A 24,133-nucleotide genomic window follows, 5' to 3' on the forward strand; every position below is an offset into this window, starting at 1 on the left:
CGGAATGGCTAAACGCAGGCAACAAAAAACCCATCAACCTTGAACCGAAGTGGCGGGGTTGATGGGCTCCACAAAATGGGGACATCAAAGAAAAGCAGTGGCATTACTTATGACTGATGCCCTGAGAAAAAGTTCTGCCTGTGACGGCTTTTTTCTCAAAAAATTATTGTAGCCCTGGCCAGATGATCACGATGAGCGTCCCGGCAAGGGTAAGCAGCACGTTGGCGATGGCGTAGGTCCCTGCGTAGCCGAGCGCTGGAATATTGCTGCGCGCGGTATCGCTGATGATCTCCATCGCCGGGGCGCAGGTGCGGGCTCCCATCATGGCGCCGAACAGCATCGCCCGGTTCATGCGCAGCACGTAGGCGCCGAACAGGAAGCAGATCACCACCGGCACCAGGCTGACGATAAGCCCTGCCGCCAGCATCTGGCCGCCGACGGCGCCCAGCCCGTTATTGATCCCGGCCCCGGCGCTGAGACCGACCCCGGCCATAAACACCATCAGACCAAACTCTTTCACCATGTTCAGCGCCCCCTGCGGGATATAGCCGAAGGTTGGGTGGTTGGCGCGCAGGAAGCCAAGCATGATGCCGGCGAACAGCAGGCCGGCGGCGTTGCCGATGCCGAAGCTGAAGGAGCTGAACTGGAAGGTGATCATGCCGATCATCAGGCCAACGATAAAGAAGGCGCAGAAGGCCAGCAGATCGGTCACCTGGCTGTGAATGGAGATAAAGCCGATGCGGTCGGCCACGGTTTTTACGCGGCGGGCGTCGCCGCTGACCTGCAGCACGTCGCCTTTGTTCAGTACGACGTTATCGTCGATAGGCATCTCGATCTGGCTGCGAATAACCCGGTTTAAGAAGCAGCCGTGGTCGGTAAGCTTGAGCTGCGCCAGGCGGCGGCCGACGGCGTTGTGGTTTTTGACCACAATCTCTTCAGTGACGATGCGCATGTCGAGCAGATCGCGGTCGAACACCTCTTTACCGTTGCGGAAGCTCGGGTCGAGGCGGGCGTGGGCGTCCGGGTAGCCCACCAGCGCAATATCGTCACCCATCTGCAGCACCGCGTCGCCGTCCGGGTTGGCCAGAATACCGTTGCGACGAATGCGTTCAATATAGCAGCCGGTCTGGCGGTAAATACCCAGTTCGCGCAGATTTTTGCCATCCGCCCAGGCCACCAGCTCCGGGCCGACGCGGTAGGCGCGGATCACCGGCAGGTAGACTTTACGTTTGGAATCGGTATCGAGGCCGCGCTCGCGGGCGATTTGCTGGGCGCTGGTCTGCAGATCCTGATGCTGCAGCTTGGGCATATAGCGGGCGCCGACGATCAGGCTCACCAGACCAACCAGATAGGTCAGGGCATAGCCGAGGCTCAGATGGTCAAGCGACTGCGCCAGCTGATCGCTGGGCAGGCCGAAATGGCGCAGGGTGTCGCCCGCGCCCACCAGCACCGGGGTGGAGGTCATGGCGCCTGCCAGCATACCGGCGGTGAGCCCGATATCCCAGCCGAACACTTTACCCAGCATCATGGCGATCAGCATCGCGCTGCCGACCATCACCAGCGCCAGCATCAGGTAGTTTTTCCCGTCGCGGAAAAAAATAGAAAAAAAGTTGGGCCCGGCTTCTACGCCAACGCAAAATATAAACAGCATAAAGCCGAGATTAAGGGCATCGGTGTTAATCGCGAAATGCTGCTGGCCTAATAATAGAGAAACGACTAAAACGCCAATGGAATTACCAAGTTGTACTGAGCCGAGACGCAGTTTTCCCAGGCATAGTCCTAATGCAAGTACAACGAATAATAACAGGATGTAATTCCCGTTTAACAAATCTGCGACGTTTATATTCACGAAAGCCAACTTCTCATTTACTAGTAAGTTGTTGAAGGAAATGGTTATTTGGTCTAAGGTTGCTCAGGCGTTCGCGTTGTCGCGAACCTATTCTGGCACCCTGTTATAACCAGCAAAAATATACCGCTAGTTTAATCCTTCCTGGATGCGGCGGCTAGTGACAATCGTTTTTAGGCTGGTAGGGGAGTTATTGGCATGGATTGCCGAAATGCTTTATCTGACTGGGCGACGTGGACGTGAGTTAGAGGCAACATCAGGAGGATACGGTGAAATCTGAGCGTAGTTGGGCCGGCATTATCTGTGGCTTCGTTCTGTTCATTGTGGTGTGCTTATCGTTGTTGTTACATATGAAAGGGGCATTTCGCGCCAGCGGCAACCCGGAGCTGGGCCTGCTCTTCTTTTTGCTGCCAGGGGCGGCGGCGAGCTGTCTCTCTCCCGGACGGCGGGTGCTGCGTCCTTTGCTCGGCGCGATACTGGCGGCGCCGGTCTGCATGGTGACGATGCGGCTGTTCTTCGTGACCCACCGGACGTTCTGGCAGGAGATGGCGTGGGTGTTGAGCGCCGTGTTCTGGTGCGCGCTTGGGGCATTGTGCTTTTTGTTTATCTGCGCCTGGCTTGATACCTGGCGCAGTCATTCATCGAGCAAATAAATTGACTCAGGCAAACAGGCCGAGATTCTCTTTTGCCCAGGCTTCAAAATCGGTGCAGCCGCCGATGTGTTTCTGGTCGACGAAAATCTGCGGCACGGTTTCAACCGGTTTGCCAACGGTTTTTTCCAGGTCAGCTTTGCTGATGCCTTCGGCATGAATATCCACGTAGCGGTAGTTGAAATCATCACGCTCGTTGGTCAGTTTTTCTGCCAGTTCTTTAGCGCGAACGCAGTAAGGGCAGCCTGGACGACCAAAAATAACGGTAAACATTGCTTCTCTCCTTAAACCTCAGCCGGATGGCGAATGGCGCTTATGATGCCTGGAACGGGCGGGGAGGGAAAGAAGGTTCTGCCTTTTACTTCGATGGTTTACGGCTATGTTTGATAAATGTCGGACTGTCAAAACCCGTATACTGGCCCGACGGCGCGGTGGAATTGGCTGGCGCGCCGCGTTTATCAACCGGAGAGGCGTGATGCGAAAATTTGCCCCATTGCCGAAAAGCATACTGCTGGTTGAGATCCTCGGGATGGGGCTGTTAACCCTCGCCTGGCTCTCCCTTAACCAGTATGTCCAGCTGCCTGCGCCCATTGCCAGCCCGACCGCGGCGCTGGTGATGCTCTTTGCCGGGATCGTGCTGATGATCCCCGCCGCCCTCGTCGTTATGTGGCGGATGGCGCAGATCGTGGCCCCGCAGTTAACGCACTCTCCAAAGCCTGAATCCTTGTCTGACAGAGAAAAACGTAATGACGCCGACCATTGAGCTGCTGCGCAGCCACCGTTCCATCCGCCACTTCACCGATGCCCCCGTGAGCGACGAACAGCGCGCAGAGATTATCGCCAGCGCGCAAGCGGCATCTACCTCGAGTTTTTTACAGTGCACCTCCATCATCCGTATTACTGACCCGGCCCTGCGTGAACGTTTGGTCCCGCTGACCGGCGGCCAGCAGCACGTCGCCCAGGCAGCGGAGTTTTGGGTCTTCTGCGCCGACTTTAATCGCCACCTGCAGATCTGCCCACAGGCGCAGCTGGGGCTGGCGGAACAGCTGCTGATCGGCGTTGTCGATACGGCGCTGCTGGCGCAAAACGCGTTGACCGCCGCCGAGTCCCTCGGACTAGGGGGCGTCTATATCGGCGGGTTGCGCAACAGCATTGAGGCCGTCACAGAGCTGCTGGAGCTGCCGCAGCACGTCCTGCCGCTGTTCGGTCTTTGCCTTGGCTGGCCGGCGGATAACCCGGATATCAAGCCGCGGATGCCGGCGGCCATGCTGGTGCATGAGAACCGCTATCAGCCGCTGGATAACGCGCTGCTGGCGGAGTATGACGAACAGCTGGCGCACTATTATCTGTCGCGCGGCAGCAACGCCCGCCGCGATACCTGGAGCGACCATATCCGGCGCACTATCGTGAAAGAGAGTCGTCCGTTTATTCTTGACTATCTGCATAAGCAGGGGTGGGCAACGCGCTGATTACGTGTACACTGCTGCTCCGGCCAGGTGATATCCGCCGCCGGCCGCAGGAAAGGTGAAAGTGTGTTCGATAGCTGAGGCCCGCCAGAGCGGGTCTTTTCGCAGAGGTGCAGGATGAAAATTGCCATATTATCCCGGGATGGAACGCTTTATTCATGTCGGCGCCTGCGCGAAGCAGCGCAACAGCGCGGTCATCAGATCGAGATCCTCGATCCGCTTTCCTGTTATATGAACGTCAGCCCGGTGGCCTCGTCGATCCACTACAAAGGGCGTCAGCTGCCACACTTTGATGCGGTGATCCCGCGCATTGGCTCGGCGATCACCTACTATGGCACCGCGGCCCTGCGCCAGTTTGAGCTCCTGGGAAGCTATCCGCTGAATGAGTCGGTCGCCATCACCCGCGCTCGCGATAAGCTGCGCTCGCTGCAGCTGCTGGCGCGCCAGGGCATCGATCTGCCATTGACCGGCATCGCTCACTCCCCGGATGACACCAGCGATCTGATCGCCATGGTGGGCGGCGCGCCGCTGGTGGTGAAGCTGGTGGAGGGCACCCAGGGGATCGGCGTGGTGCTGGCGGAGACCCGCCAGGCGGCGGAGAGCGTGATCGACGCCTTTCGCGGACTGAACGCTCATATTCTGGTGCAGGAATACATTGCCGAAGCGAAAGGGTGCGATATCCGCTGCCTGGTGGTCGGCAATGAGGTGGTGGCGGCGATCGAGCGGCGGGCGAAAGAGGGGGATTTCCGCTCTAACCTGCACCGCGGCGGCATGGCCACGGTGGCGCAGATTAGCGACGAGGAGCGGGCCATTGCCATCAAGGCAACGCAAACTCTCGGGCTGGACGCCGCCGGTGTCGATATTTTACGCGCCGCCCGCGGGCCGCTGGTGATGGAGGTGAATGCCTCGCCGGGGCTGGAAGGGGTGGAAACCACCACCGGCGTGGATGTCGCCGGCAAGATGATCGCCTGGATCGAGCGCCAGGCGACGCCGGAATTCTGTTTGAAAATAGGCGGCTAACCGCCGGATGCAAGACGGCCATGGTATGCGGCGCTTTTTTTGCGTAAGCTATGGCGTCGTTTTTCCACTGTAAGAGGTCACAGGCACTATGGATTCACTGGTCGTTCCAGGTCTGGATACGCTACGTCGCTGGCTGGACGAAATCGGCATCAGCTTTTTTGAGTGCGATTCCTGTCAGGCATTGCACCTGCCGCATATGCAGAATTTCGACGGTATTTTTGATGCCAAAATTGACCTGGTGGACAACGTGGTGCTCTTTTCCGCCCTGGCGGAGGTGAAGCCGTCTGCCCTGCTGGCGCTGTCGGCGGATCTCTCGGCCATCAACGCCAGCTCGTTAACCGTGAAGGCGTTTATCGACATTCAGGACGATAATTTGCCCAAGCTGGTGGTTTGCCAGTCGCTGTCTATCGGCCCAGGGGTGACCATGGAGCAGTTCGCCTGGTTCTTCCGCCAAAGCGAAGAGCAGATCTCAATGGTAATCCTTGAAGCCGGCGCAAATCAGCTGCTATACAAAGGCGAAGAAGAAGAGCCTGCGGCGGAAAACGTGCAATACCATTTTCTTCACTAAACCTGCCTAAAATTAGCGCAGCCACTACCGCAGCGGCTGCGTATTACCCGCTTTTATTCTGCATTTAACCTTTCTTTAAAGCATTATTCACCGCCATTCAGGCCGTTTTGGCTTATCACGTAGACCGTTATTGCATAAAAATTTGATAAAAGGCGTTTTTTTACCTGGGCTATAGCCTCTTATTCTGGCTACAGTTATTCTGGCGATGCTTCCAGTTGCGAGCAACCACTCCGGGAGAGATCCGCTCTCCTTTTCTCAGGCAATGAAAAAATATGCATGATTTTTGCATGCGTAGAAATGCGTATATTTGAGCCCGTAAGTTAACGGGCGTTGAGAAGGAAAAGAGATATGACCGCCTTTGGTAAAAAATGGTTAACAGGTCTGGTTACGGGTGCGCTGATGGCCGTCTCTGCCGGTTCGCTCGCCGCCGAACAAAAAACCCTGCATGTTTATAACTGGTCTGATTATATCGCGCCGGACACGGTAGCGAATTTCGAAAAAGAGACCGGGATTAAAGTGGTGTATGACGTTTTTGATTCCAACGAAGTGCTGGAAGGCAAATTAATGGCGGGTAGCACCGGTTTCGACCTGGTGGTGCCGTCGGCAAGCTTCCTCGAACGCCAGCTGGCGGCGGGCGTGTTCCAGCCGCTGGATAAAAGTAAGCTGCCCAACTGGAAGAACCTTGACCCCGAAGTGCTGAAGCTGGTCGCCAAGCATGACCCGGAGAATAAATACGCCATGCCTTACCTGTGGGCGACGACGGGCATTGGCTACAACGTGGATAAGGTGAAAGCCGTTCTCGGCAAAGATGCGCCGGTGGACAGCTGGGATCTGGTGCTGAAGCCGGAGAACCTCGAAAAACTGAAAAGCTGCGGCGTCTCCTTCCTCGACGCGCCGGAAGAGATTTTCGCCACCGTGCTGAACTACCTCGGCAAAGATCCGAACAGCAGCAAAGCGGATGATTACACCGGCCCGGCGACCGATCTGCTGCTGAAGCTGCGGCCGAACATTCGCTACTTCCACTCTTCGCAATATATTAACGACCTTGCCAATGGCGACATCTGCGTGGCGATCGGCTGGGCAGGGGACGTCTGGCAGGCGGCCAACCGCGCGAAAGAGGCGAAGAACGGCGTCAATGTCTCCTACTTTATTCCGAAGGAAGGCGCGCTGGCGTTCTTTGACGTCTTTGCCATGCCGGCCGACGCGAAGAATAAAGATGAAGCCTATCAGTTCCTTAACTATCTGATGCGTCCGGACGTCATCGCCAAAATCAGCGACCAGGTGTTCTACGCCAACGGCAACAAGGCTTCCACGCCGCTGGTCAGCGAGACTATCCGTAACAACCCGGCGATTTATCCGCCAGCGGATGTGTTCGCCAAACTGTTCACGCTGAAGGTGCAGGATCCGAAGATTGACCGCGTGCGCACCCGCGCGTGGACCAAAGTGAAGAGCGGCAAATAATTCCTGACGGCCCGTCGAATACGGGCCAAATCAGATCTGCACTCGCCGGGAAATAGCAGCGCGCCCGGCGAGCAGAAGCACCAGGATGGTGCAAATGCACTGTTAAGCACGAAGTATGGCACCGGACCATATGGTGATCGTTTTTTTGCCGGAGAGCACCCGATTGAACGACGTAATGCCCCGCCCACAGGCGAAAGCCCCCAAAGCGCTGACCCCGCTACTGGAAATCCGTAACTTAACCAAGTCGTTTGATGGCCAGCATGCGGTCGACGACGTCAGTCTCACTATCTACAAAGGCGAAATTTTTGCTCTGCTGGGCGCGTCAGGCTGCGGGAAATCGACGCTGCTACGCATGCTGGCGGGCTTTGAACAACCGACCGCCGGGCAGATTATGCTCGACGGCGTGGATCTGGCGCGCGTGCCGCCCTATCAGCGGCCTATTAATATGATGTTCCAGTCCTATGCCCTGTTTCCCCATATGACCGTTGAGCAGAATATTGCCTTCGGCCTGAAGCAGGACCGCCTGCCTAAGGCGGAAATCACCGCCCGGGTGCAGGAGATGCTGGCCCTGGTACATATGCAGGAGTTTGCCAAACGTAAGCCGCACCAACTCTCAGGCGGCCAGCGGCAGCGCGTCGCGTTGGCGCGCAGCCTGGCGAAACGGCCCAAGCTGCTGCTGCTTGATGAACCGATGGGGGCGCTGGATAAAAAGCTGCGCGATCGCATGCAGCTCGAGGTGGTGGATATTCTTGAGCGCGTTGGCGTGACCTGCGTGATGGTGACCCACGATCAGGAAGAGGCGATGACCATGGCGGGCCGTATCGCCATCATGAATCGCGGCAAGTTTGTGCAGATTGGCGAACCGGAAGAGATTTACGAGCACCCAACCACCCGCTACAGCGCCGAGTTTATCGGCTCGGTGAACGTCTTTGAAGGGCTGGTGAAGGAGCGTCTGGAAGACGGTCTGGTGCTAAGCTCGCCGGGACTGATGCATCCGCTGAAGGTCGACCCCGACGCCTCGGTGGTGGACAACGTGCCGGTCTGGGTGGCGCTGCGTCCGGAGAAGATCATGCTGTGCGATGAACCGCCGGCGGACGGCTACAATTTTGCCGTCGGCGAGGTGATTCATATCGCCTATCTGGGGGATCTCTCTATCTATCATGTGCGCCTGCAAAGCGGGCAGATGATCAGCGCCCAGCTGCAGAATGAACACCGCCATCGGAAAGGGACGCCCACCTGGGGCGATGAGGTGCGTTTATGCTGGGATGCTGACAGCTGCGTTGTGCTGACGGTGTGAGGAGAGGGCGATGAATACCGTTGAATCCCCGTCAGGGGCGAAAAAACCGGGCGGCTTCGCGCTGTGGGCGGCGCGCCTGCAGATGGCGCATGGCCGCAAGCTGGTGATCGCGCTGCCCTATCTGTGGCTGATCCTGTTGTTTATGCTACCGTTCCTGATCGTGTTCAAGATAAGTCTTGCCGAGATGGCGCGGGCGATCCCTCCCTACACCGAGCTGATGGAGTGGGCGGACGGCCAGCTGACGCTGACGCTTAACTTTGCCAACTTCCTACAGTTGACTGACGATCCGCTCTATTTTGAAGCTTATCTCCAGTCGCTGCAGGTGGCGGGTATCTCGACGATCTGCTGCCTGCTGCTGGGCTATCCGCTGGCCTGGGCGGTGGCGCACAGCAAGCCGTCGACGCGTAATATTCTGCTGCTGTTGGTGATCCTCCCGTCGTGGACCTCGTTTTTGATCCGCGTCTATGCCTGGATGGGGCTGCTGAAGAGCAACGGGGTGTTGAATAACTTCCTGCTGTGGTTAGGGGTTATCGATCAGCCGCTGGAGATCCTGCACACCAACCTGGCGGTGTACATCGGTATCGTGTATGCCTATCTGCCGTTTATGGTGCTGCCTATCTACACCGCGCTGACCCGCATCGACTATTCGCTGGTGGAGGCCTCGCTGGATCTCGGCGCCCGGCCGCTGAAGACCTTCTTCCAGGTGATCGTCCCGCTCACCAAAGGCGGCATTATCGCCGGCTCCATGCTGGTGTTTATCCCGGCGGTCGGCGAGTTCGTGATCCCGGAACTGCTGGGCGGGCCGGACAGCATCATGATTGGCCGCGTGCTGTGGCAGGAGTTCTTTAACAACCGCGACTGGCCGGTCGCCTCGGCGGTGGCGATTGTCATGCTGCTGTTGCTGATCGTGCCGATCATGTGGTTCCACAAGCACCAGCAAAAACAGATGGGAGAGCAGGGATGAACGACTTGCCGGTAGTACGCTCGCCGTGGCGCATTCTGATCCTCGTGCTCGGATTCACCTTCCTCTACGCCCCGATGCTGATGCTGGTGATCTACTCGTTCAACAGCTCGAAGCTGGTAACGGTCTGGGCCGGATGGTCGACGCGCTGGTATAGCGAACTGTTCCACGATGATGCGATGATGAGCGCGGTAGGATTGAGCCTGACCATCGCCGCCTGCGCGGCGACGGCGGCGGCGGTCCTCGGTACCATCGCCGCGGTGGTGATGGTGCGCTTTGGGCGTTTTCGCGGCTCCAACGGCTTCGCGTTTATGATCACCGCGCCGCTGGTCATGCCGGACGTGATCACCGGTCTCTCGCTGCTGCTGCTGTTCGTGGCGCTGGGACATGCCATCGGCTGGCCGTCGGACCGCGGCATGTTGACCATCTGGCTGGCGCATGTCACCTTCTGTACCGCCTACGTGGCGGTGGTGATCTCCTCGCGCCTGCGCGAGCTGGACCACTCTATTGAAGAGGCGGCGATGGATCTTGGCGCCGCGCCGCTGAAGGTCTTCTTCGTCATCACGCTGCCGATGATTATGCCGGCGGTGATCTCCGGCTGGCTGCTGGCCTTCACGCTGTCGCTGGATGACCTGGTGATCGCCAGCTTTGTCTCCGGTCCCGGGGCCACGACCTTGCCGATGCTGGTCTTCTCCAGCGTGCGCATGGGGGTAAACCCGGAGATCAACGCCCTGGCGACGCTCATCCTCGGCGTGGTCGGTGTTGTTGGTTTTATCGCCTGGTATTTGATGGCCCGCGCAGAAAAGCAGCGAGTGCGCGATATCCAGCGTGCAAGACAAGGCTGAACCACCTAAAATCGGTACAGCAGCCTCCGGTCGGCGCCACCCTGTGGCGCCGTTTTCATGGAAGACATTACGTTGGGATTGTTTACGAAAACTCGCTCATCGCATGCCCGCCTTAACGTCCCTGCGCTGGTGCAGGTGGCGGCCTTTGCTATTATTTTGATTCGTGGCCTGGATCTGCTGATGATCCTTAATCTGTTGGGCCTGCAGGGGCTGAACGAATTCATACACCGCAGCGTTCAGACCTGGAACCTGACGCTGGTCTTCCTCGGCAGCCTGGCGCTGGTGTTTATCGAGATCTGGTGCGCCTTCTCGCTGGTGAAAGGGCGCAACTGGGCGCGCTGGATCTATCTGCTGACGCAGATTATCGCTGCCGGCTACCTGTGGGCGGCGTCGCTGGGCTACGGGTATCCGGAGCTGTTCAGCATTCCCGGGGAATCAAAACGAGAAATTTTCCACTCGCTGGTGATGCAAAAACTGCCGGATCTGCTGGTTCTGACGCTGCTGTTCGTGCCGGCGAACTGCCGTCGCTTTTTCCGCCTGCAATAACGGTGATACAATCCCCGCCCCTGGATTTTTGAAGGTCAATTATGCATTGCGCACTCTACGACGCCGGCTGTTGCCGCTCCTGTCAATGGCTGGAGCGGCCGGTCCCGCAACAGCTCGCCGATAAAATGGCCGATCTGCGCACGCTGCTGGCGGCGATCCCGGTCGCAGCCTGGGGCGAGCCGGTCAGCGGGCCGGAGGCGGCTTTCCGTAACAAGGCTAAAATGGTGGTCAGCGGCAGCGTTGAGCGTCCGCTGCTGGGGATGCTGCACCGCGATGGCACTCCGGTGGACCTCACCGACTGCCCGCTCTATCCCGCCGAGTTTGCCCCGGTTTTTGCTGCCCTGAAGCCCTTTATCGCCCGCGCCGGGTTAACACCTTACAACGTCGCGCGCAAACGCGGGGAGCTGAAATACCTGCTGCTGACCGCCAGCCAGCAGGGGGAGATGATGCTGCGCTTCGTGCTGCGCTCAGAGGCCAAGGTGGCTCAGCTGCGCGCCGCGCTGCCGTGGCTACAGGCACAGCTGCCGCAGCTCAGCGTGATCACGGCGAATATCCAGCCGGTGCATATGGCAATCATGGAAGGTGAGCAGGAGATCTTCTTCACCGAACAGCAGGCGCTGGGGGAGGTCTTTAATGGGGTGCCGCTGTGGATCCGCCCGCAAAGCTTCTTTCAGACCAATCCGGCGGTAGCCAGCCGGCTGTACGCCACGGCCCGCGACTGGGTGCGCGCGCTGCCGGTCCAGCATATGTGGGATCTGTTTTGCGGCGTTGGGGGATTTGGCCTGCACTGCGCGACGCCGACGATGCGCCTGACCGGTATCGAGATCGCCCCGGAAGCCATCGCCTGCGCCAGACAGTCAGCCGCGCAGCTGGGGCTCAGCAATCTGCATTTTCAGGCGCTGGACTCCACGCAGTTCGCCACTCACGAAGCGGATGCCCCGCAGCTGGTGCTGGTTAACCCGCCGCGCCGCGGTATTGGCGCTGAACTATGCGACTATTTAAGCCGCATGGCGCCGCCCTATATTATCTATTCCAGCTGTAACGCCCGCACCATGGCGACCGATATCGCTCGTCTTAGCGGCTATCGCGTTGAGCGGGTCCAGCTGTTTGATATGTTCCCCCACACCGCCCACTACGAAGTGCTGACCCTGCTGGTCCGCGAAGTTTAAACAAAATGTGAAGGCTTTGCGCCGCTGAAATCGGGTAAGCTTGACGCAGCATGTTTTGTTATTGGTGGGGGGAATCTAATGGCCAAAACCATTCTGCTGGTGGAAGATGACGAGGATATAGCCACGCTGCTGCGGCTCAATCTTCAGGATGAGGGCTATCAGATTGTCCATGAAGCCGACGGCGGCCAGGCCCTCGCCCGGCTGGAGACGCAGGTCTGGGATGCGGTGATCCTCGATTTGATGCTGCCCGGCGTCGATGGTCTGGAGATCTGCCGGCGTATCCGCCAGATGACCCGCTACCTGCCGGTGATTATCATCAGCGCTCGCACCAGTGAAATGCACCGCGTGCTGGGCCTGGAGATGGGCGCCGACGACTATCTGGCGAAGCCCTTTTCACTGCTGGAGCTTATCGCCCGCGTCAAAGCGCTGTTTCGTCGCCAGGAGGCGATGGGGCAGAATCTGCTGATGGACGCCGGGCGCCTGTCCTGCCATGGCCTGAGCATCGACCCGCTGTCGCGCGAAGTGAAGCTGCGCGGCGAGACGGTGGACCTCACGCCGCGTGAATTCGACCTGCTGTATTACTTCGCCCGCCACCCCGGGGAAGTGTTTTCCCGCCTGGCGCTGCTGGAGCAGGTCTGGGGATATCAGCACGAGGGCTATGAGCATACCGTCAATACCCATATCAACCGCCTGCGCAGTAAAATCGAACGTGACCCGGCCGAGCCGGACATCATTCTTACCGTCTGGGGAAAAGGCTATAAGTTCGCCCCGGTGACGCAAGAGGCCGCCCCGTGATCCGCCGCCTGAGCCTCAGCCAGCGGCTGGCGCTGGTGGTGGTTTCCCTGCTGATGCTGTGCGCGGTGGCGGTATGCGCCGTCCAGTTACACAGCAGCGCGCAGTATGGCAACGCTATGGTGCAGCGTCTGTCGTCCGGGCTGGCTCAACAGATTGTCGCCCGCGAGCCGTTGCTGGACGCCCACGGCGAGGTCAACCGGCAAACCCTGAAGTCGCTGTTTGACCGACTGATGACCTTTAATCCCAGCGTGGAGCTCTATCTGCTGTCGCCGGATGGCGACCTGCTGGCCGATGCGGCGCCGCCGGGCCATATCCAGCGCCAGCGTATCGACATGGCGCCGGTGCAGGCTTTTCTCACCGGCAGTGCGTCGCCGGTGTATGGCGACGATCCGCGCAGTCCCGACGGACGAAAAGTCTTCAGCGCCGCCCCGCTGCGCGTCGACGGCCAACTGCGCGGCTACCTGTATATCATTTTGCAGGGGGAGACGTTTAATCAGCTGGCGGCCGACGCCTGGCAAAAAACGCTGTGGAGCATTGTTCTGTGGACGCTGCTGCTGGTGGCCCTGTTTGGCCTGCTGGCAGGGGGGCTGGCATGGTTCTGGGTCACCCGGCCGGTCCGCCTGCTCACCGCCCAGGTGGCGGCGAGCGGCCAGGACAGCATCAGCGCCATCAAAACCCTGGCGGCCCGCAGGCCGGAGCCCCGGCCTGGTAACGAGGTGGCGGTGCTCGAGAACCGCTTTATTGACCTTGCCCGGCAGATTGCCGATCAGTGGGATCGGCTGGCCGACAGCGATCGCCAGCGCCGTGAATTTGTGGCCAATATCTCTCACGATTTGCGCACGCCGCTGACTTCGCTGCTGGGGTATCTGGAAACGCTGACCCTGAAGGATGAATGGCTGACCGCCGAGGAGCGCAGGCAGTATCTCACCATCGCCCTGCGCCAGGGGAACAAAGTGCGCCATCTTTCGCAGCAGCTGTTTGAGCTGGCGCGACTGGAGCATGGAGGCATTAAGCCGCAGCGCGAGCGTTTCGCGATGGGGGAGCTGATTTCCGACGTGGCGCAGAAGTTTGAATTAACTGCCCGCACGCGCGAGGTGAACCTGCATATTGATGTACCGGGACCGCTGCCGCTGATTAACGCCGATGTGTCGATGATTGAGAGGGTGGTGACCAACCTGCTTGATAACGCGATGCGGCATACTCCCGTCGGCGGGGAGATCCGTCTGGCGGTCTGGCAGGAGAATCAACAGCTTCAGGTCGAAGTGGCAGACAACGGAGCGGGCGTCGATGCCGCGCTGCGTGACGATCTGTTCCAGCGGCCGTCGGCGTTGTCTACCCAGGCATCGCGGGAGGATCGCGGTGGGTTAGGGTTGCTGATTGTGAAACGAATGCTGGAGCTGCACGGGGGCGATATCAGACTGGTGGAGTCGGTAAGCGGGGCGCGGTTCAGGTTCTTCGTGCCACTTTGAGAAATCGCCGGGTGGCGGCTACGCCTTACCCGGCCATCGTGGAAGAGCGGTGGCCGGGTAAGCGCAGCGCCACCCGGCGAAAAAAGTTACTCCGGGAACCACTGGTTGCTAATTTTCTGGTAGGTACCGTCGGCCTTAATCGCTTTCAGCGCGGCGTTCAGTTTCTCCAGCAGCGCCTTGTTATCCGGGCGCACGGCAATGCCGAGTCCGGTGCCGAAGTATTGCGGGTCGGTCACTTTCGGCGTGGCTGCCCCCAGCTGCGGGTTAGTTTTCAGCCATTCGTTGACCACCGCGGTGTCGCCGAACACGCCGTCGATACGGCCATTTTTCAAATCGATAATCGCATTCTGGTAGCTGTCATAGGCGACGGTCTTCACCTCAGGATGCTTATCCTGCAGATATTTCTGGTGGGTGGTGCCGTTTTCCATGCCGATCCGTTTGCCTTTCAGGTCATCGAAAGAATGGAACGCATCTTTTTTGGCGATCACCAGCGCCGAGTTGGCGTAGTACGGGTCGGTGAAGGCCACCTGCTTGCTCCGCTCCGGCGTAATATCCATTCCGGAAATCACCGCATCATATTTCTTGAACTTCAGCGCCGGGATCAGGCTGTCAAACGCGTGGTTGGTAAAGGTACATTCTGCCTGCATTTGTTTGCACAGCGCGTGGGCCAGATCGATATCAAAGCCGACAATCTGGTTATTAGCGTCCATCGATTCAAACGGCGGATAGGTTGCGGAGACGCCAAAGCTGATTTTTTCCGCGGCAGCAGCGCCGAACGCGAAAGAGGTGAGCAGTGCAGCCAGAACTAACTTTTTCATCGTGGAACTCCCGTCTGTCTATCTTATGATTATTCGCCGTGTCTGCGGCATAGAGTGACAATGCCATTAAATGAATTTATATGCAATAAATTTGATTAAATATTTTTATGGGCATAAAAAAAGACGGACAAGTGTTAGACTTATCCGCCTTGCTGTTTGCTTTTTATGCAATATGCTCAGGTGCTAGCTACGTCGCTCGAAGGCCAGCGCTTTGCGTTCCACCAGGCGCATCAGCAGCGTCAGCAGTCCATTAACGATGAGATAGATAATCCCGGCGGCGCCGAACACCATCACGTCGTAGGTGCGTCCATACAGCAGCTGGCCGTGGCCCATCACTTCCATCAGCGTGATGGTGTAGGCCAGAGAGGTACTCTTGAAAACCAGCACCACTTCGTTGGAATAGGACGATAGCGCACGCTTAAAGGCGTACGGCAGCAGGATCGCCAGAGTATCCTTTTTACTCATCCCCAGCGCGCTGCAGGACTGCCATTGCCCGTCGGGGATCGCCCGGATGGCGCCATAAAATAGCTGAGTGGTGTAGGCGGCGCTGTTGAGCGACAGAGCGATCAGGGCGCACAGCCACGGCTCGGAGATAAGATGCCACAGCCACGGATACTCCTGCAGCGAAGGAAACTGTCCCGGGCCGTAGTAGATCAGGAAGATCTGCACCAGCAGCGGCGTACCGGTAAACAAGGTGATATAGCCGCGAACTATCCATACCAGCCCCGGCGTCTTCAGGGTCAGGATAATGGTGAAGATCAGCGACAGGATCAGCGCCACGATAATCGACGCCACGGTCAGCGTCAGGCTGGTATGCAGTCCTTTCAGCAGTTCGGGTAAATAGTCGAGCATCAGCCTGGTCTCCGTTCGAAGCGCGTCGCACGCTGGTCAATCCGCTTAAGGATGTATTGACTCAACAGGGTGATGACGAGATAGATTGCCGCCGCAATGATATACCAGTTAAAGGGTTCCTGAGTGCGGGTGGCGATGCTTTTGGTCTGCAGCATCAGATCGTTGACGCTGATCAGGCTCACCAGCGCGGTGTCCTTCAGCAGCACCAGCCACTGGTTACCGAGGCCGGGCAGGGCATGGCGCCACATCTGCGGCATCACCAGACGGAAGAATATGGCCGCTTTCGACAGCCCCAGCGCCTGGCCGGACTCCCACTGGCCCTGCGGAACCGCTTTCAGCGCGCCGCGCAGCGTTTGCGAGGCGTAAGCGGCATACAGCAGCGACAGGGCGATCGCCCCGCAGAGGAACGGGCTGACGTCAAAGTTCTCAATCTGCATCTGCACCGGGATCTGCGTGAACCCGAGCGGGATGGTGAAACCGTCAGAGAGCGTCAGCAGCAGCTGGGAAGAGCCGAAATAGATAAACAGCACCACCAGAATTTCCGGTAGCCCGCGCAGGATGGTCACTATGCCGGTTGCAAGCCAGGCTACCGGGCGCCATTTCACTGACTCCAGTACCGCAAAGAGCATCGCCAGGACCAGGCCGATGACGAGCGCGCAAACGGCAAGGCCGACGGTCATCCCGGCGGCGCTTGCTAATGGAAAAATTTCGTTCATTCAGTCTTACTTCTGGAACCATTTGTTATAGATGGTCTGGTAAGTGCCGTCTTTCTTCACTTTTTCCAGCGCAGCGTTAAATTTCTGCTGCAGGTCGGTGTTGCCCTGACGTACGGCAATGCCCAGCCCGGTGCCGAAATAGGCTTTGTCGGTCACTTTATCGCCCACGGCCGCCAGCTTCGGATTGCTCTTCAGCCATTCGGTCACCACGGCGGTGTCGCCAAAGACCGCGTCGATACGACCGTTCTGCAGGTCCAGCTTCGCATTCTGGTAGCTGTCGTAAGGCACGGTAGTGATTTCCGGATGTTTATCGGTGATGAATTTCTGGTGGGTGGTGCCGTTCTGCACGCCCACTTTTTTGCCCTTCAGCTGGTCAATGCTGGTGAACTTACCCTGCTGGCCGACGAACAGCGCCGAGTTGTCATAATACGGGGTAGAGAACAGCACCTGCTTTTCACGCTCCGGCGTGATGTCCATCCCGGCCATGACCGCGTCGAAACGGCGGAATTTCAGTCCCGGGATCAGGCTGTCAAAGGCCTGATTGGTGAAGGTACAGGTGGCGTCGATCTCTTTACACAACGCGTTCGCCAGATCGACATCGAAACCGACGATCTGGTTGTTGGCGTCCACCAGCTCAAACGGAGGATAAGAGGCCTCGGTGGCGAAACGAATGGTCTGCGCGGCGGAAGCGGAGAGGCTCATGCCTGCGAGCAGGGCGGCAATCAGTACTTTTTTCATCGTCATTTCCCCGAAAAACATCAATGTGAAAGATAGTTTTTAAACGCGTCAGTTTGCGGATGCGTGAAGCAGGAGGCATCCCCTTGCTCGACGATATGGCCATTTTCCATATACACCACCCGGCTGGCCGTCTTGCGCGCCACTTCAACTTCGTGGGTGACGATAACCTGGGTAATGCCGGTTTCAGCCAGCTCGCGGATGATGCTGACGATCTGGGCAGTGATTTCCGGGTCGAGCGCCGCGGTAGGCTCATCGAACAGCAGAACCTGCGGCTCCATCATCAGCGCGCGGGCGATAGCCACCCGCTGTTGTTGGCCGCCGGATAAATGCAGCGGGTAACGATCGCTGTACGGCTTCAGACGCAGGCGCTCCAGCAGCTTCTCTGCGCGAGCCAGCGCCTGATCCTTGCTTAACCCCAGTACGCGGCAGGGGGCCTCGATCAGGTTCTGCTGTACCGTCAGGTGCGGCCACAGGTTGTATTGCTGAAAGACCATGCCGACGTTCTGACGCAGCTCGCGAATCGCTTTATCGGACGGCGCTCTGGTGAAGTCGAATTGGTTACCGGCGATGGATAACGAACCGGACCGCGGCATCTCCAGCAGGTTGAGTACGCGCAGCAGCGAGCTCTTCCCGGCACCGCTGGGGCCGAGCAGCACCAGCGTTTCCCCCTGCGGGCAATCCAGCGTGATGTCGAACAGCGCCTGGTGTGCGCCGTAGAAGCAATTAATGCCGTTTAGTTTAATACTCATCTGGGCAGTCTGATACGAATAGCTATTGAGGCCGCAAATACTACCTTTGGCAGAATAGTTATGCAATATTTATGCGTTAAAAGTTAAATCTAAACCACGTTTAGCTTTAAAGTTAGCACAAAATATGGCCTGGTGGGTGAGGGGGGCGCAAATGTCGGCATTCCTGGGGCGAATACCGACATTTTACCGGGGTTATCGTTTCAGCGGCGTCGCTTCAACTCCGGAATCAGCGTTTCTCTAGACTCTGTCGCAGCGTCCCGGCTGGCGCATGGCTGTTGTTGCCGAGATAGCGAACGTCATCGACGGCCCAACACTGGCCTTCCTGGATCATCAGCACTTCATCTTTCCAGCTCTGGGTGCCCTGTTTCAGATCGACGCGCAGCGGAATATTGCGCGCATCGCGGTTCGGGATGGTGGAGGCGCTGGCGACCACGGCGCTGTCTGCCGGGGTGCTGCTGCTGGAGAACGGATTAGCCTGCAGTAATTTGCTGTTGGCGGGATCCTGGCGGGCGTCATTGAGTAACTGCGCCAGGCCGTCGCTCAGATAGGGGCGCAGCGCCGCCGGATCCTGAGTACGATTCTGGATCTGGGTGTCATAGAATTTTTGCGCTACGTCGTCAGGGCCGCCTTCGACGCAGGGGCCGCTGCGGGTGCCATTATCTTTATAGGCCGGGGTGACGGTCGTACAGGCGCTGAGCGCCAGCGCGCAAGGGAGAAGTACAGCAAAAAGTTTGTAGCGCATGATGATTTCCTTATAAGCGAACTACGTTTTCAGTTTCCGTTAAAGCATAGCGTATAGCGTGCGGATTGTACTTGACGCAAAGAGCTAAGACCTTGATGTGGCTACAGCCTTAGGGCGGGAAATCGGCACGGGGATGACAGAATTCCGTCAGGCGCTAAAAGGCAGGGCAGTATAAAAATAAACTTAATTTTCCCGTGAACAAGAAATATTACCCCGTAAAATAGGGAAATGGCTCTTGAAAGATAAGGGTAATTATTTCTTCTTATAGATGCGAGTGGCGACGTGCATTTTTTTATCCGTATTACCGGAGGACGGGACAATGACGCCCCCCTTGTTCATTTGTTTTTTTAATCAGCTCTTCACGGGCATCGTTGGATGCGGTTTGACCAGTAGAGGAAATGGCGCCGATTTTGGTATATTGCGTATGGACTTTATCAAAAACTGTTTTGTTAAAATTTCTGCGGAGACGGCATTGGCCGCTTAAAACAATGCTGTACCTGCCACTAAAGCTGCATATTTAATATTCTTAGCCCCTATTGTTTATCTCGCTATCATCATGCTCTTGTTTGCATTCACCAATGAATGATTCAGATTGAACTCACACTGCTTTTTGTAAGCAAAATGCTGCAATTTAATGACGGTTAGTTAACGCTTTTTAGCGAAAAGATGACGTATTTCGCAGTGCTGATGCTTGTTTTTTGAGCCGGTTACCCATCGGGAGCGGACCAGGCTATTTTCTTCGGTCGTTAGCTGAAAATCACCCTGAGAGGCCGGAGCTGAGGGGATAGGGCGCTGACAGACATTCCCGGTAACATGGTTTATCATATAGAAAGGCAGGGGCTGCGCCCATGGTCATGCAGGTCACCAGGGAGTTAAGATGTTAACAAATAAGCGAGAGCGCGCCCGGCAGCAGCGAGCCGCGTTGTGGGCCACCAGAGATAATGTCCAGCGCCATGCGCTGTCCATGAGTATGCCCTGGCTGGCCTTTGTCAATATCGCTTTTGCGTTAATGATTTTCTTCCGCAATTTTATCTTTACCTATTTTGATAAGAGGCTACTGACGCACCGGGCGGTTATTCCTTATATCGAAGCGGCGTTGATTGCGGTTATTATCATTTCGGCCATTTTAGTGATTATTGCCCTCACGCCGCGACTGGCGCAGGGACGATATACGTTGAATATCATCACCGGGCTGCTGCTGGCGCTCAGTCTGTGCTGGTCCCTGAGTAATTATTGTTTTATTTTTTTCTGGACCTTGCCCTTTGCCTGGCCGCTGCTGGTGATATTAATGACTACCGGCCTCACCGCGCTGTATCACCATTGGCCCGGCATAACCGCTTTTATGCTGCCGCTATGGGTGACCGCCTTGCTGGCGGGAATACAGCTCCACTATCACACCGAGATCCGCTTTTTGATCCTCTGGGCCATTTTTACCGCGATTTTGCTGTATGGCCGACGTATTTTGCAGCGCTGGTATGACGAAGCCTGGGATACCCACCAGGAGAATATGCAGCTTATTCAGCGGCTGGAAAGTATCGCCAACCAGGATGCCTTAACCGGAACCGCTAACCGTCGGGCGCTCAATGCTTACCTGGCGGCGATCTGGCAGCAAAAAACGCCGCTGGCGCTGATGATGATCGATGTCGATTATTTTAAGCGCTATAACGATCGCTATGGCCATCAGGCTGGTGATGAGTGCTTATCTTCTGTCGCGCAGGTGCTTAAAATGGCGGTCCGGGCGGAGGGCGATCTGGTGGCTCGCTACGGCGGCGAAGAGTTTGTCGTCGTGTTGCCCGGGGTGTCCTTAGCGCATGCCACCGCTATTGCCGAGCGCATTCAGCAGAAGATCCGCGAGGCAGGCCTACCGCACGCCGCTTCGGCGGTGGCGTCGGAGGTCACCGTGAGTATCGGGATCGTCGCCTCCGATGGCACGGTCCCGATAGAGACGCTGATCGCCCGGGCGGACAGTGCGCTGTATCAGGCGAAAAATAAAGGACGTAATCAATGGTCTTATTAACCCGGAGACGCTGCCGGGCAAGGGAGAAGGGATGAAACGGATGATGCGGATCGTGCTGCTGGCGCTGCTGCTAACCGGCTGCGCTGGGGAAAAGGGCATTATCGATCGCGACGGATACCAGCTGGACACCCGTCATCCGGCGCAGGCTGCCTATCCGCGAATAAAGGTGTTAGTGATCCACTATACGGCTGACAATTTTGATGTCTCGCTGGCCACGTTGACCGATAAAGAGGTCAGCTCCCACTATTTAATTCCTGAACAGCCCCCGCGTTATCAGCATAAACCGCGGATCTGGCAGCTGGTGCCGGAAGAGGATTTAGCCTGGCACGCCGGGGTAAGCTACTGGCGCGGCAGTACGCGCATTAACGATACCTCCATTGGCATTGAGCTGGAGAACCGCGGCTGGCAGAAGACGGCGGGCGTCAAAAGTTTTACCCCCTTTCATCCGGAACAGATTGCGGCTCTGATCCCGCTGGCGCGCGATATCATCGCCCGCTACCACATCGCGCCGCAGAATGTGGTCGCCCATGCGGATATCGCCCCGCAGCGCAAAGACGATCCGGGGCCGTTATTCCCCTGGCAACAGCTGGCGCAGCAGGGGATCGGCGCCTGGCCTGACGAGCAGCGGGTGGCCTTTTATCTCAACGGGCGGGCGGCCAGCGAGCCAGTGGACCCCGAAATCGTACTGGATTTGCTCTCGCGCTATGGCTATCAGGTGACGCCGGAGATGACCCCCGCGCAGAAGAAGCGGGTGATTATCGCCTTCCAGATGCACTTCCGTCCGCAGCGCTGGGATGGGGTAGCGGATGCGCAAACCGAAGCGATAGCCGAGGCGCTGTTAGAAAAATATGGCCAGGGTTAGCGGTGTAGTTTACCGTGGTCGCGAAGCCAGGCGGCGGTGCGCACGATGCCGTCGTCAAGCGTCACCACCGGCTGATAGCCCAGCTCGTCCTGCGCGCGGGTGATATCGAGCGTAAAATCAAAGTTAAGCTTGGAGACGCCGTAGTGGGTAAACGCGGGTTCTTTGGCGGTTTTATCGCCAAAGCGCTCCATGCTGCGGGCGATAATATCCAGCATCGGATAGGGAACTGAGCGGATCCGGCATTTGATACCGAGCTCGTCGATCAATTTCTGCACGATGCTCCGCAAGGTGCGCGGTTCGCCGTTGCTGATATTCCACGCGCGGGCGGAGGGAAGATGATCGCAGGCCGGCTGGCTCGCCAGCCACATCGCATGTACGGCGTTTTCATAATAGGTCATGTCGACCAGCGCGCTGCCGCCGCGCGGGAGCAGGACGCTGCCATAATGCTGCATCATTTGCGCCAGCCGGGGGATAAAGACTTTGTCGTGCGGCCCAAACAGGCTCTGCGGCCGCAGAATGGTAAAACGGGTATGCGGGTTGGCCTGCGCCAGCAGGTTGATCACCTCCTCGCTGGCCGCCTTGCTGCGGGCAAACTCGTTGGCGAAGCGGTGTGGACGGAAATCTTCCTGGATATCACGATGATGGTGATAATCAAAATAGAGCGATGGCGAAGAGATATGGACGAAATTGCGCACTCCCCATGCCACTGACCATTCGCCCAGACGACGGGTGGCGCGGACGTTAACGAGATCGAAAGCCTGCTGAGTGCCCCATGGCGAGGTAAAGCTGGAGCAGTGCCATAGGGTATCGATACCGGCGAGCATCACTTTAGCCTGCGAAGAGACCAGCTCGGTTAAATCTGCCGGGATGAATTCCGCCCCCATTTTGCTCAGAAGCTTGCCCATCGCTTCGTTGCGCCCGGTCGCTCGCACGCTGATGCCCTTGTTGCGCAGATATTCCACTGCGTTGCGGCCTAATCCGCTGGTCGCACCGGTAACCAGTACCTTCATATCACTCTACTGTCCCAGAAAAGAATTTCGTGCGCATTTTTCCGTGATTCTCCCGACTATGCAATGAGAATCATGAAAGAATAACGCTTATCCTTCGACTCTGCCTGAGATTTGTTCGGCCAGCCGGGCGATGCGTTGCGCCATACCGCGGAAAATAAACAGGTGCGCCGGGATCATCAGCAGCCAGTAGATCAGGCCTGGCATACCGTGCGGGTGCCACCAGGCGCGCACGTCCAGTTCACGACGATCGCCTTTATCGTTAATGGTAAAGCTTAATCGGCCCAGCCCGGGCGCTTTCATACCGAATAGCAGGGTGAGCTGTTTTTCTTCCTCCACGATAATTACCTTCCAGCTGTCGACCGTATCGCCGGTTTGCAGATAAGCGCGCTGCGGCCGTCCTTTGGCCAGCCGGTGGCCGACCAGCAGATCCATCGCGCCGCGGGTTTTCCACAGCAGATTGCCGAAAAAATACCCCTCTTCACCGCCGATTTGGTTAACGACCTGCCACAGGGCCTGGCGGCTTGCCTGAGTGGTGACGGTGCAACCTGCCTGCTTCGGATAGTAGCCGTACTCCGGTCGCCAGCGGGCGAAAGCCTGATCGTCGTAGCCCCAGTCGCTGGAGTTTACTAACTGCTCTTCTTCTTTCAGCGTGCGGCGAACCGCCTGATCGAAGGGGATCAGCGTTTGCGGGATCAGCGCCCGCAGCGCCCGATCGTCAGCGATTAGATCGTGCTTCAGCCCCTGAATCAGCGCCTTGGCGATGGTCGGCGGCACCGAGGTGATGACATTGAGGAACCACACCGAGATCCAGCGCGTCGGCAGGGGAATGGGAATGAGCGGGCGATGTTTACCGCTGACGGCCATAAAGCGAATGAACTGCTGCTGATAGCTTAACACCTCCGGACCGGCGGCTTCGAAGACGCGGTGCGCATCGAAAGGATGATTCAGCAGCTCAACCAGGTCAACGAGCAGGTTTTCCAGTGCGACAGGGGTAGTACGCGAACGTACCCAGCGCGGAGGGGTTAGCACCGGCAGGTTATAAACCATGTCGCGCATCACCTCGAAGGCGGCGGAGCCGGCTCCGACGATAATCCCGGCCCGCAGCTCGGTCACCGGCACGCCCGACTCACGCAGGAGATCGCCGGTAATCTGACGAGCGCGCAGATGGTCGGACTGCTCCTGCGCCGGGGCCTGCAGCGAACTGAGAAATATCACCTGGCGCACTGATGACTGACGCAGGGCATCGCGCACATACGTCGCCACCCGCCGCTCATGGGCGATAAAATCACCGCCTTCGCCCATGCCGTGGACCAGATAATAAAGGGTATCGATACCGGTGAGTAGCGCAGGCAGGTCCTGCGGTTGATTGAGATCGACTGACCGGCAGGTAACGCCGGGCAAAGCGAGTTTTTGCAATCGGTCGATATGGCGTGCCGCCGCCAGCACCGGATAGCCCCGCGCGCTTAATGCGCGCACCAAATGCTGGCCAATATAACCGCTGGCGCCGAGCACCAGAACTGATTGCGACACGCCTGA

The 24,133-nt window shown here is 57.8% G+C and carries 25 protein-coding genes; 15 read left to right on the top strand and 10 right to left on the bottom strand.

All coding sequences use genetic code 11. The features are described from left to right. Window positions 1-163 precede the first annotated feature (163 nt). Window positions 164-1,849, bottom strand: a complete 1,686-nt coding sequence (locus HMPREF3140_RS18885; RefSeq protein ID WP_004147745.1) for an aspartate:alanine antiporter — start codon at window positions 1,847-1,849, stop codon at window positions 164-166. Window positions 1,850-2,115: 266 nt separating this feature from the next. Here HMPREF3140_RS18885 and ybjM point away from each other — a divergent pair, with 266 nt between their 5' ends. Then, a complete protein-coding gene (ybjM, locus tag HMPREF3140_RS18890) occupies window positions 2,116-2,499 on the top strand; it encodes an inner membrane protein YbjM (RefSeq protein ID WP_002896351.1) in 384 nt (127 codons plus the stop codon). 6 nt (window positions 2,500-2,505) lie between these two features. Here the strand turns inward: ybjM and HMPREF3140_RS18895 are convergent, their stop codons facing one another. After that, entirely contained in the window at window positions 2,506-2,769 is a 264-nt protein-coding gene (locus HMPREF3140_RS18895; protein WP_002896352.1) for a GrxA family glutaredoxin, read from the bottom strand. A 202-nt stretch (window positions 2,770-2,971) separates the two neighbouring features. On the opposite strand from HMPREF3140_RS18895, the gene HMPREF3140_RS18900 reads away from it, so the two are divergent. From HMPREF3140_RS18900 to HMPREF3140_RS18955, 12 genes are all read left to right on the top strand, one after another. Further along, window positions 2,972-3,259: a YbjC family protein gene (locus HMPREF3140_RS18900; protein WP_004179132.1), complete on the top strand. Its 288-nt coding sequence runs from the start codon at window positions 2,972-2,974 to the stop codon at window positions 3,257-3,259. Next, window positions 3,243-3,965: a nitroreductase NfsA gene (gene nfsA, locus HMPREF3140_RS18905; protein WP_004179133.1), complete on the top strand. Its 723-nt coding sequence runs from the start codon at window positions 3,243-3,245 to the stop codon at window positions 3,963-3,965. Before HMPREF3140_RS18900 ends, nfsA begins: the two co-directional genes overlap by 17 nt. Window positions 3,966-4,079: 114 nt before the next feature. After that, window positions 4,080-4,982 carry a 30S ribosomal protein S6--L-glutamate ligase gene (gene rimK, locus HMPREF3140_RS18910; RefSeq protein ID WP_002896363.1) on the top strand — a complete coding sequence of 301 codons (903 nt, stop codon included), beginning with the start codon at window positions 4,080-4,082 and terminating at the stop codon, window positions 4,980-4,982. Between the two features lie 88 nt (window positions 4,983-5,070). Then, window positions 5,071-5,550, top strand: a complete 480-nt coding sequence (locus HMPREF3140_RS18915; protein ID WP_002896365.1) for a type III secretion system chaperone family protein — start codon at window positions 5,071-5,073, stop codon at window positions 5,548-5,550. A gap of 348 nt (window positions 5,551-5,898) precedes the next feature. After that, window positions 5,899-7,011, top strand: coding sequence for a spermidine/putrescine ABC transporter substrate-binding protein PotF (gene potF, locus HMPREF3140_RS18920; RefSeq protein WP_002896368.1), 1,113 nt, complete (start codon window positions 5,899-5,901; stop codon window positions 7,009-7,011). Between the two features lie 163 nt (window positions 7,012-7,174). Next, window positions 7,175-8,308 carry a putrescine ABC transporter ATP-binding subunit PotG gene (gene potG, locus HMPREF3140_RS18925; RefSeq protein ID WP_002896370.1) on the top strand — a complete coding sequence of 378 codons (1,134 nt, stop codon included), beginning with the start codon at window positions 7,175-7,177 and terminating at the stop codon, window positions 8,306-8,308. 10 nt (window positions 8,309-8,318) lie between these two features. Beyond that, window positions 8,319-9,272: a putrescine ABC transporter permease PotH gene (potH, locus tag HMPREF3140_RS18930; RefSeq protein ID WP_002896371.1), complete on the top strand. Its 954-nt coding sequence runs from the start codon at window positions 8,319-8,321 to the stop codon at window positions 9,270-9,272. Beyond that, window positions 9,269-10,114, top strand: a complete 846-nt coding sequence (potI, locus tag HMPREF3140_RS18935; protein ID WP_070553064.1) for a putrescine ABC transporter permease PotI — start codon at window positions 9,269-9,271, stop codon at window positions 10,112-10,114. Before potH ends, potI begins: the two co-directional genes overlap by 4 nt. A gap of 57 nt (window positions 10,115-10,171) precedes the next feature. Then, complete coding sequence (locus HMPREF3140_RS18940; RefSeq protein ID WP_002896376.1) at window positions 10,172-10,660, top strand: YbjO family protein; 489 nt, start codon at window positions 10,172-10,174, stop codon at window positions 10,658-10,660. 41 nt (window positions 10,661-10,701) lie between these two features. After that, complete coding sequence (gene rlmC / locus HMPREF3140_RS18945; protein ID WP_019704676.1) at window positions 10,702-11,829, top strand: 23S rRNA (uracil(747)-C(5))-methyltransferase RlmC; 1,128 nt, start codon at window positions 10,702-10,704, stop codon at window positions 11,827-11,829. A gap of 78 nt (window positions 11,830-11,907) precedes the next feature. Beyond that, complete coding sequence (locus tag HMPREF3140_RS18950; protein WP_002896380.1) at window positions 11,908-12,624, top strand: response regulator transcription factor; 717 nt, start codon at window positions 11,908-11,910, stop codon at window positions 12,622-12,624. Continuing rightward, entirely contained in the window at window positions 12,621-14,093 is a 1,473-nt protein-coding gene (locus tag HMPREF3140_RS18955) for a sensor histidine kinase (RefSeq protein ID WP_002896382.1), read from the top strand. The genes HMPREF3140_RS18950 and HMPREF3140_RS18955 overlap by 4 nt, the downstream gene beginning before the upstream one ends. Before the next feature lie 86 nt (window positions 14,094-14,179). On the opposite strand, the gene artJ is transcribed toward HMPREF3140_RS18955, so the two are convergent. The 6 genes from artJ to HMPREF3140_RS18985 all read right to left on the bottom strand — a co-directional run bounded on the left by artJ (window position 14,180) and on the right by HMPREF3140_RS18985 (window position 18,708). Then, complete coding sequence (gene artJ, locus HMPREF3140_RS18960; protein WP_002896384.1) at window positions 14,180-14,911, bottom strand: arginine ABC transporter substrate-binding protein ArtJ; 732 nt, start codon at window positions 14,909-14,911, stop codon at window positions 14,180-14,182. A 183-nt stretch (window positions 14,912-15,094) separates the two neighbouring features. Beyond that, window positions 15,095-15,763, bottom strand: a complete 669-nt coding sequence (artM, locus tag HMPREF3140_RS18965) for an arginine ABC transporter permease ArtM (protein ID WP_004141917.1) — start codon at window positions 15,761-15,763, stop codon at window positions 15,095-15,097. Next, window positions 15,763-16,479, bottom strand: coding sequence for an arginine ABC transporter permease ArtQ (gene artQ / locus HMPREF3140_RS18970; protein WP_002896386.1), 717 nt, complete (start codon window positions 16,477-16,479; stop codon window positions 15,763-15,765). Before artQ ends, artM begins: the two co-directional genes overlap by 1 nt. Window positions 16,480-16,485: 6 nt before the next feature. After that, on the bottom strand, window positions 16,486-17,217 hold the full coding sequence (artI, locus tag HMPREF3140_RS18975) for an arginine ABC transporter substrate-binding protein ArtI (RefSeq protein ID WP_002896390.1): 732 nt from the start codon (window positions 17,215-17,217) through the stop codon (window positions 16,486-16,488). Window positions 17,218-17,237: 20 nt separating this feature from the next. Next, on the bottom strand, window positions 17,238-17,966 hold the full coding sequence (gene artP, locus HMPREF3140_RS18980) for an arginine ABC transporter ATP-binding protein ArtP (RefSeq protein ID WP_002896392.1): 729 nt from the start codon (window positions 17,964-17,966) through the stop codon (window positions 17,238-17,240). 226 nt (window positions 17,967-18,192) lie between these two features. Beyond that, window positions 18,193-18,708, bottom strand: a complete 516-nt coding sequence (locus tag HMPREF3140_RS18985; protein ID WP_002896394.1) for a lipoprotein — start codon at window positions 18,706-18,708, stop codon at window positions 18,193-18,195. Between the two features lie 877 nt (window positions 18,709-19,585). On the opposite strand from HMPREF3140_RS18985, the gene HMPREF3140_RS18990 reads away from it, so the two are divergent. After that, complete coding sequence (locus HMPREF3140_RS18990; protein ID WP_004176708.1) at window positions 19,586-20,725, top strand: GGDEF domain-containing protein; 1,140 nt, start codon at window positions 19,586-19,588, stop codon at window positions 20,723-20,725. Between the two features lie 31 nt (window positions 20,726-20,756). Beyond that, the gene (locus tag HMPREF3140_RS18995) at window positions 20,757-21,587 is read left to right on the top strand and encodes an N-acetylmuramoyl-L-alanine amidase (RefSeq protein ID WP_016947000.1); all 831 of its coding nucleotides are present in this window, start codon (window positions 20,757-20,759) and stop codon (window positions 21,585-21,587) included. Here HMPREF3140_RS18995 and HMPREF3140_RS19000 read toward each other — a convergent pair. Next, window positions 21,584-22,597, bottom strand: a complete 1,014-nt coding sequence (locus HMPREF3140_RS19000; RefSeq protein ID WP_032411182.1) for an NAD-dependent epimerase/dehydratase family protein — start codon at window positions 22,595-22,597, stop codon at window positions 21,584-21,586. The genes HMPREF3140_RS18995 and HMPREF3140_RS19000 overlap by 4 nt on opposite strands. Window positions 22,598-22,684: 87 nt before the next feature. Beyond that, window positions 22,685-24,127: an SDR family oxidoreductase gene (locus HMPREF3140_RS19005; protein ID WP_032411184.1), complete on the bottom strand. Its 1,443-nt coding sequence runs from the start codon at window positions 24,125-24,127 to the stop codon at window positions 22,685-22,687. Between the last annotated feature and the right edge of the window lie 6 nt (window positions 24,128-24,133).

This window comes from Klebsiella sp. HMSC16A12 (assembly GCF_001808265.1).
In the GTDB taxonomy this organism is placed as follows: domain Bacteria; phylum Pseudomonadota; class Gammaproteobacteria; order Enterobacterales; family Enterobacteriaceae; genus Klebsiella; species Klebsiella pneumoniae.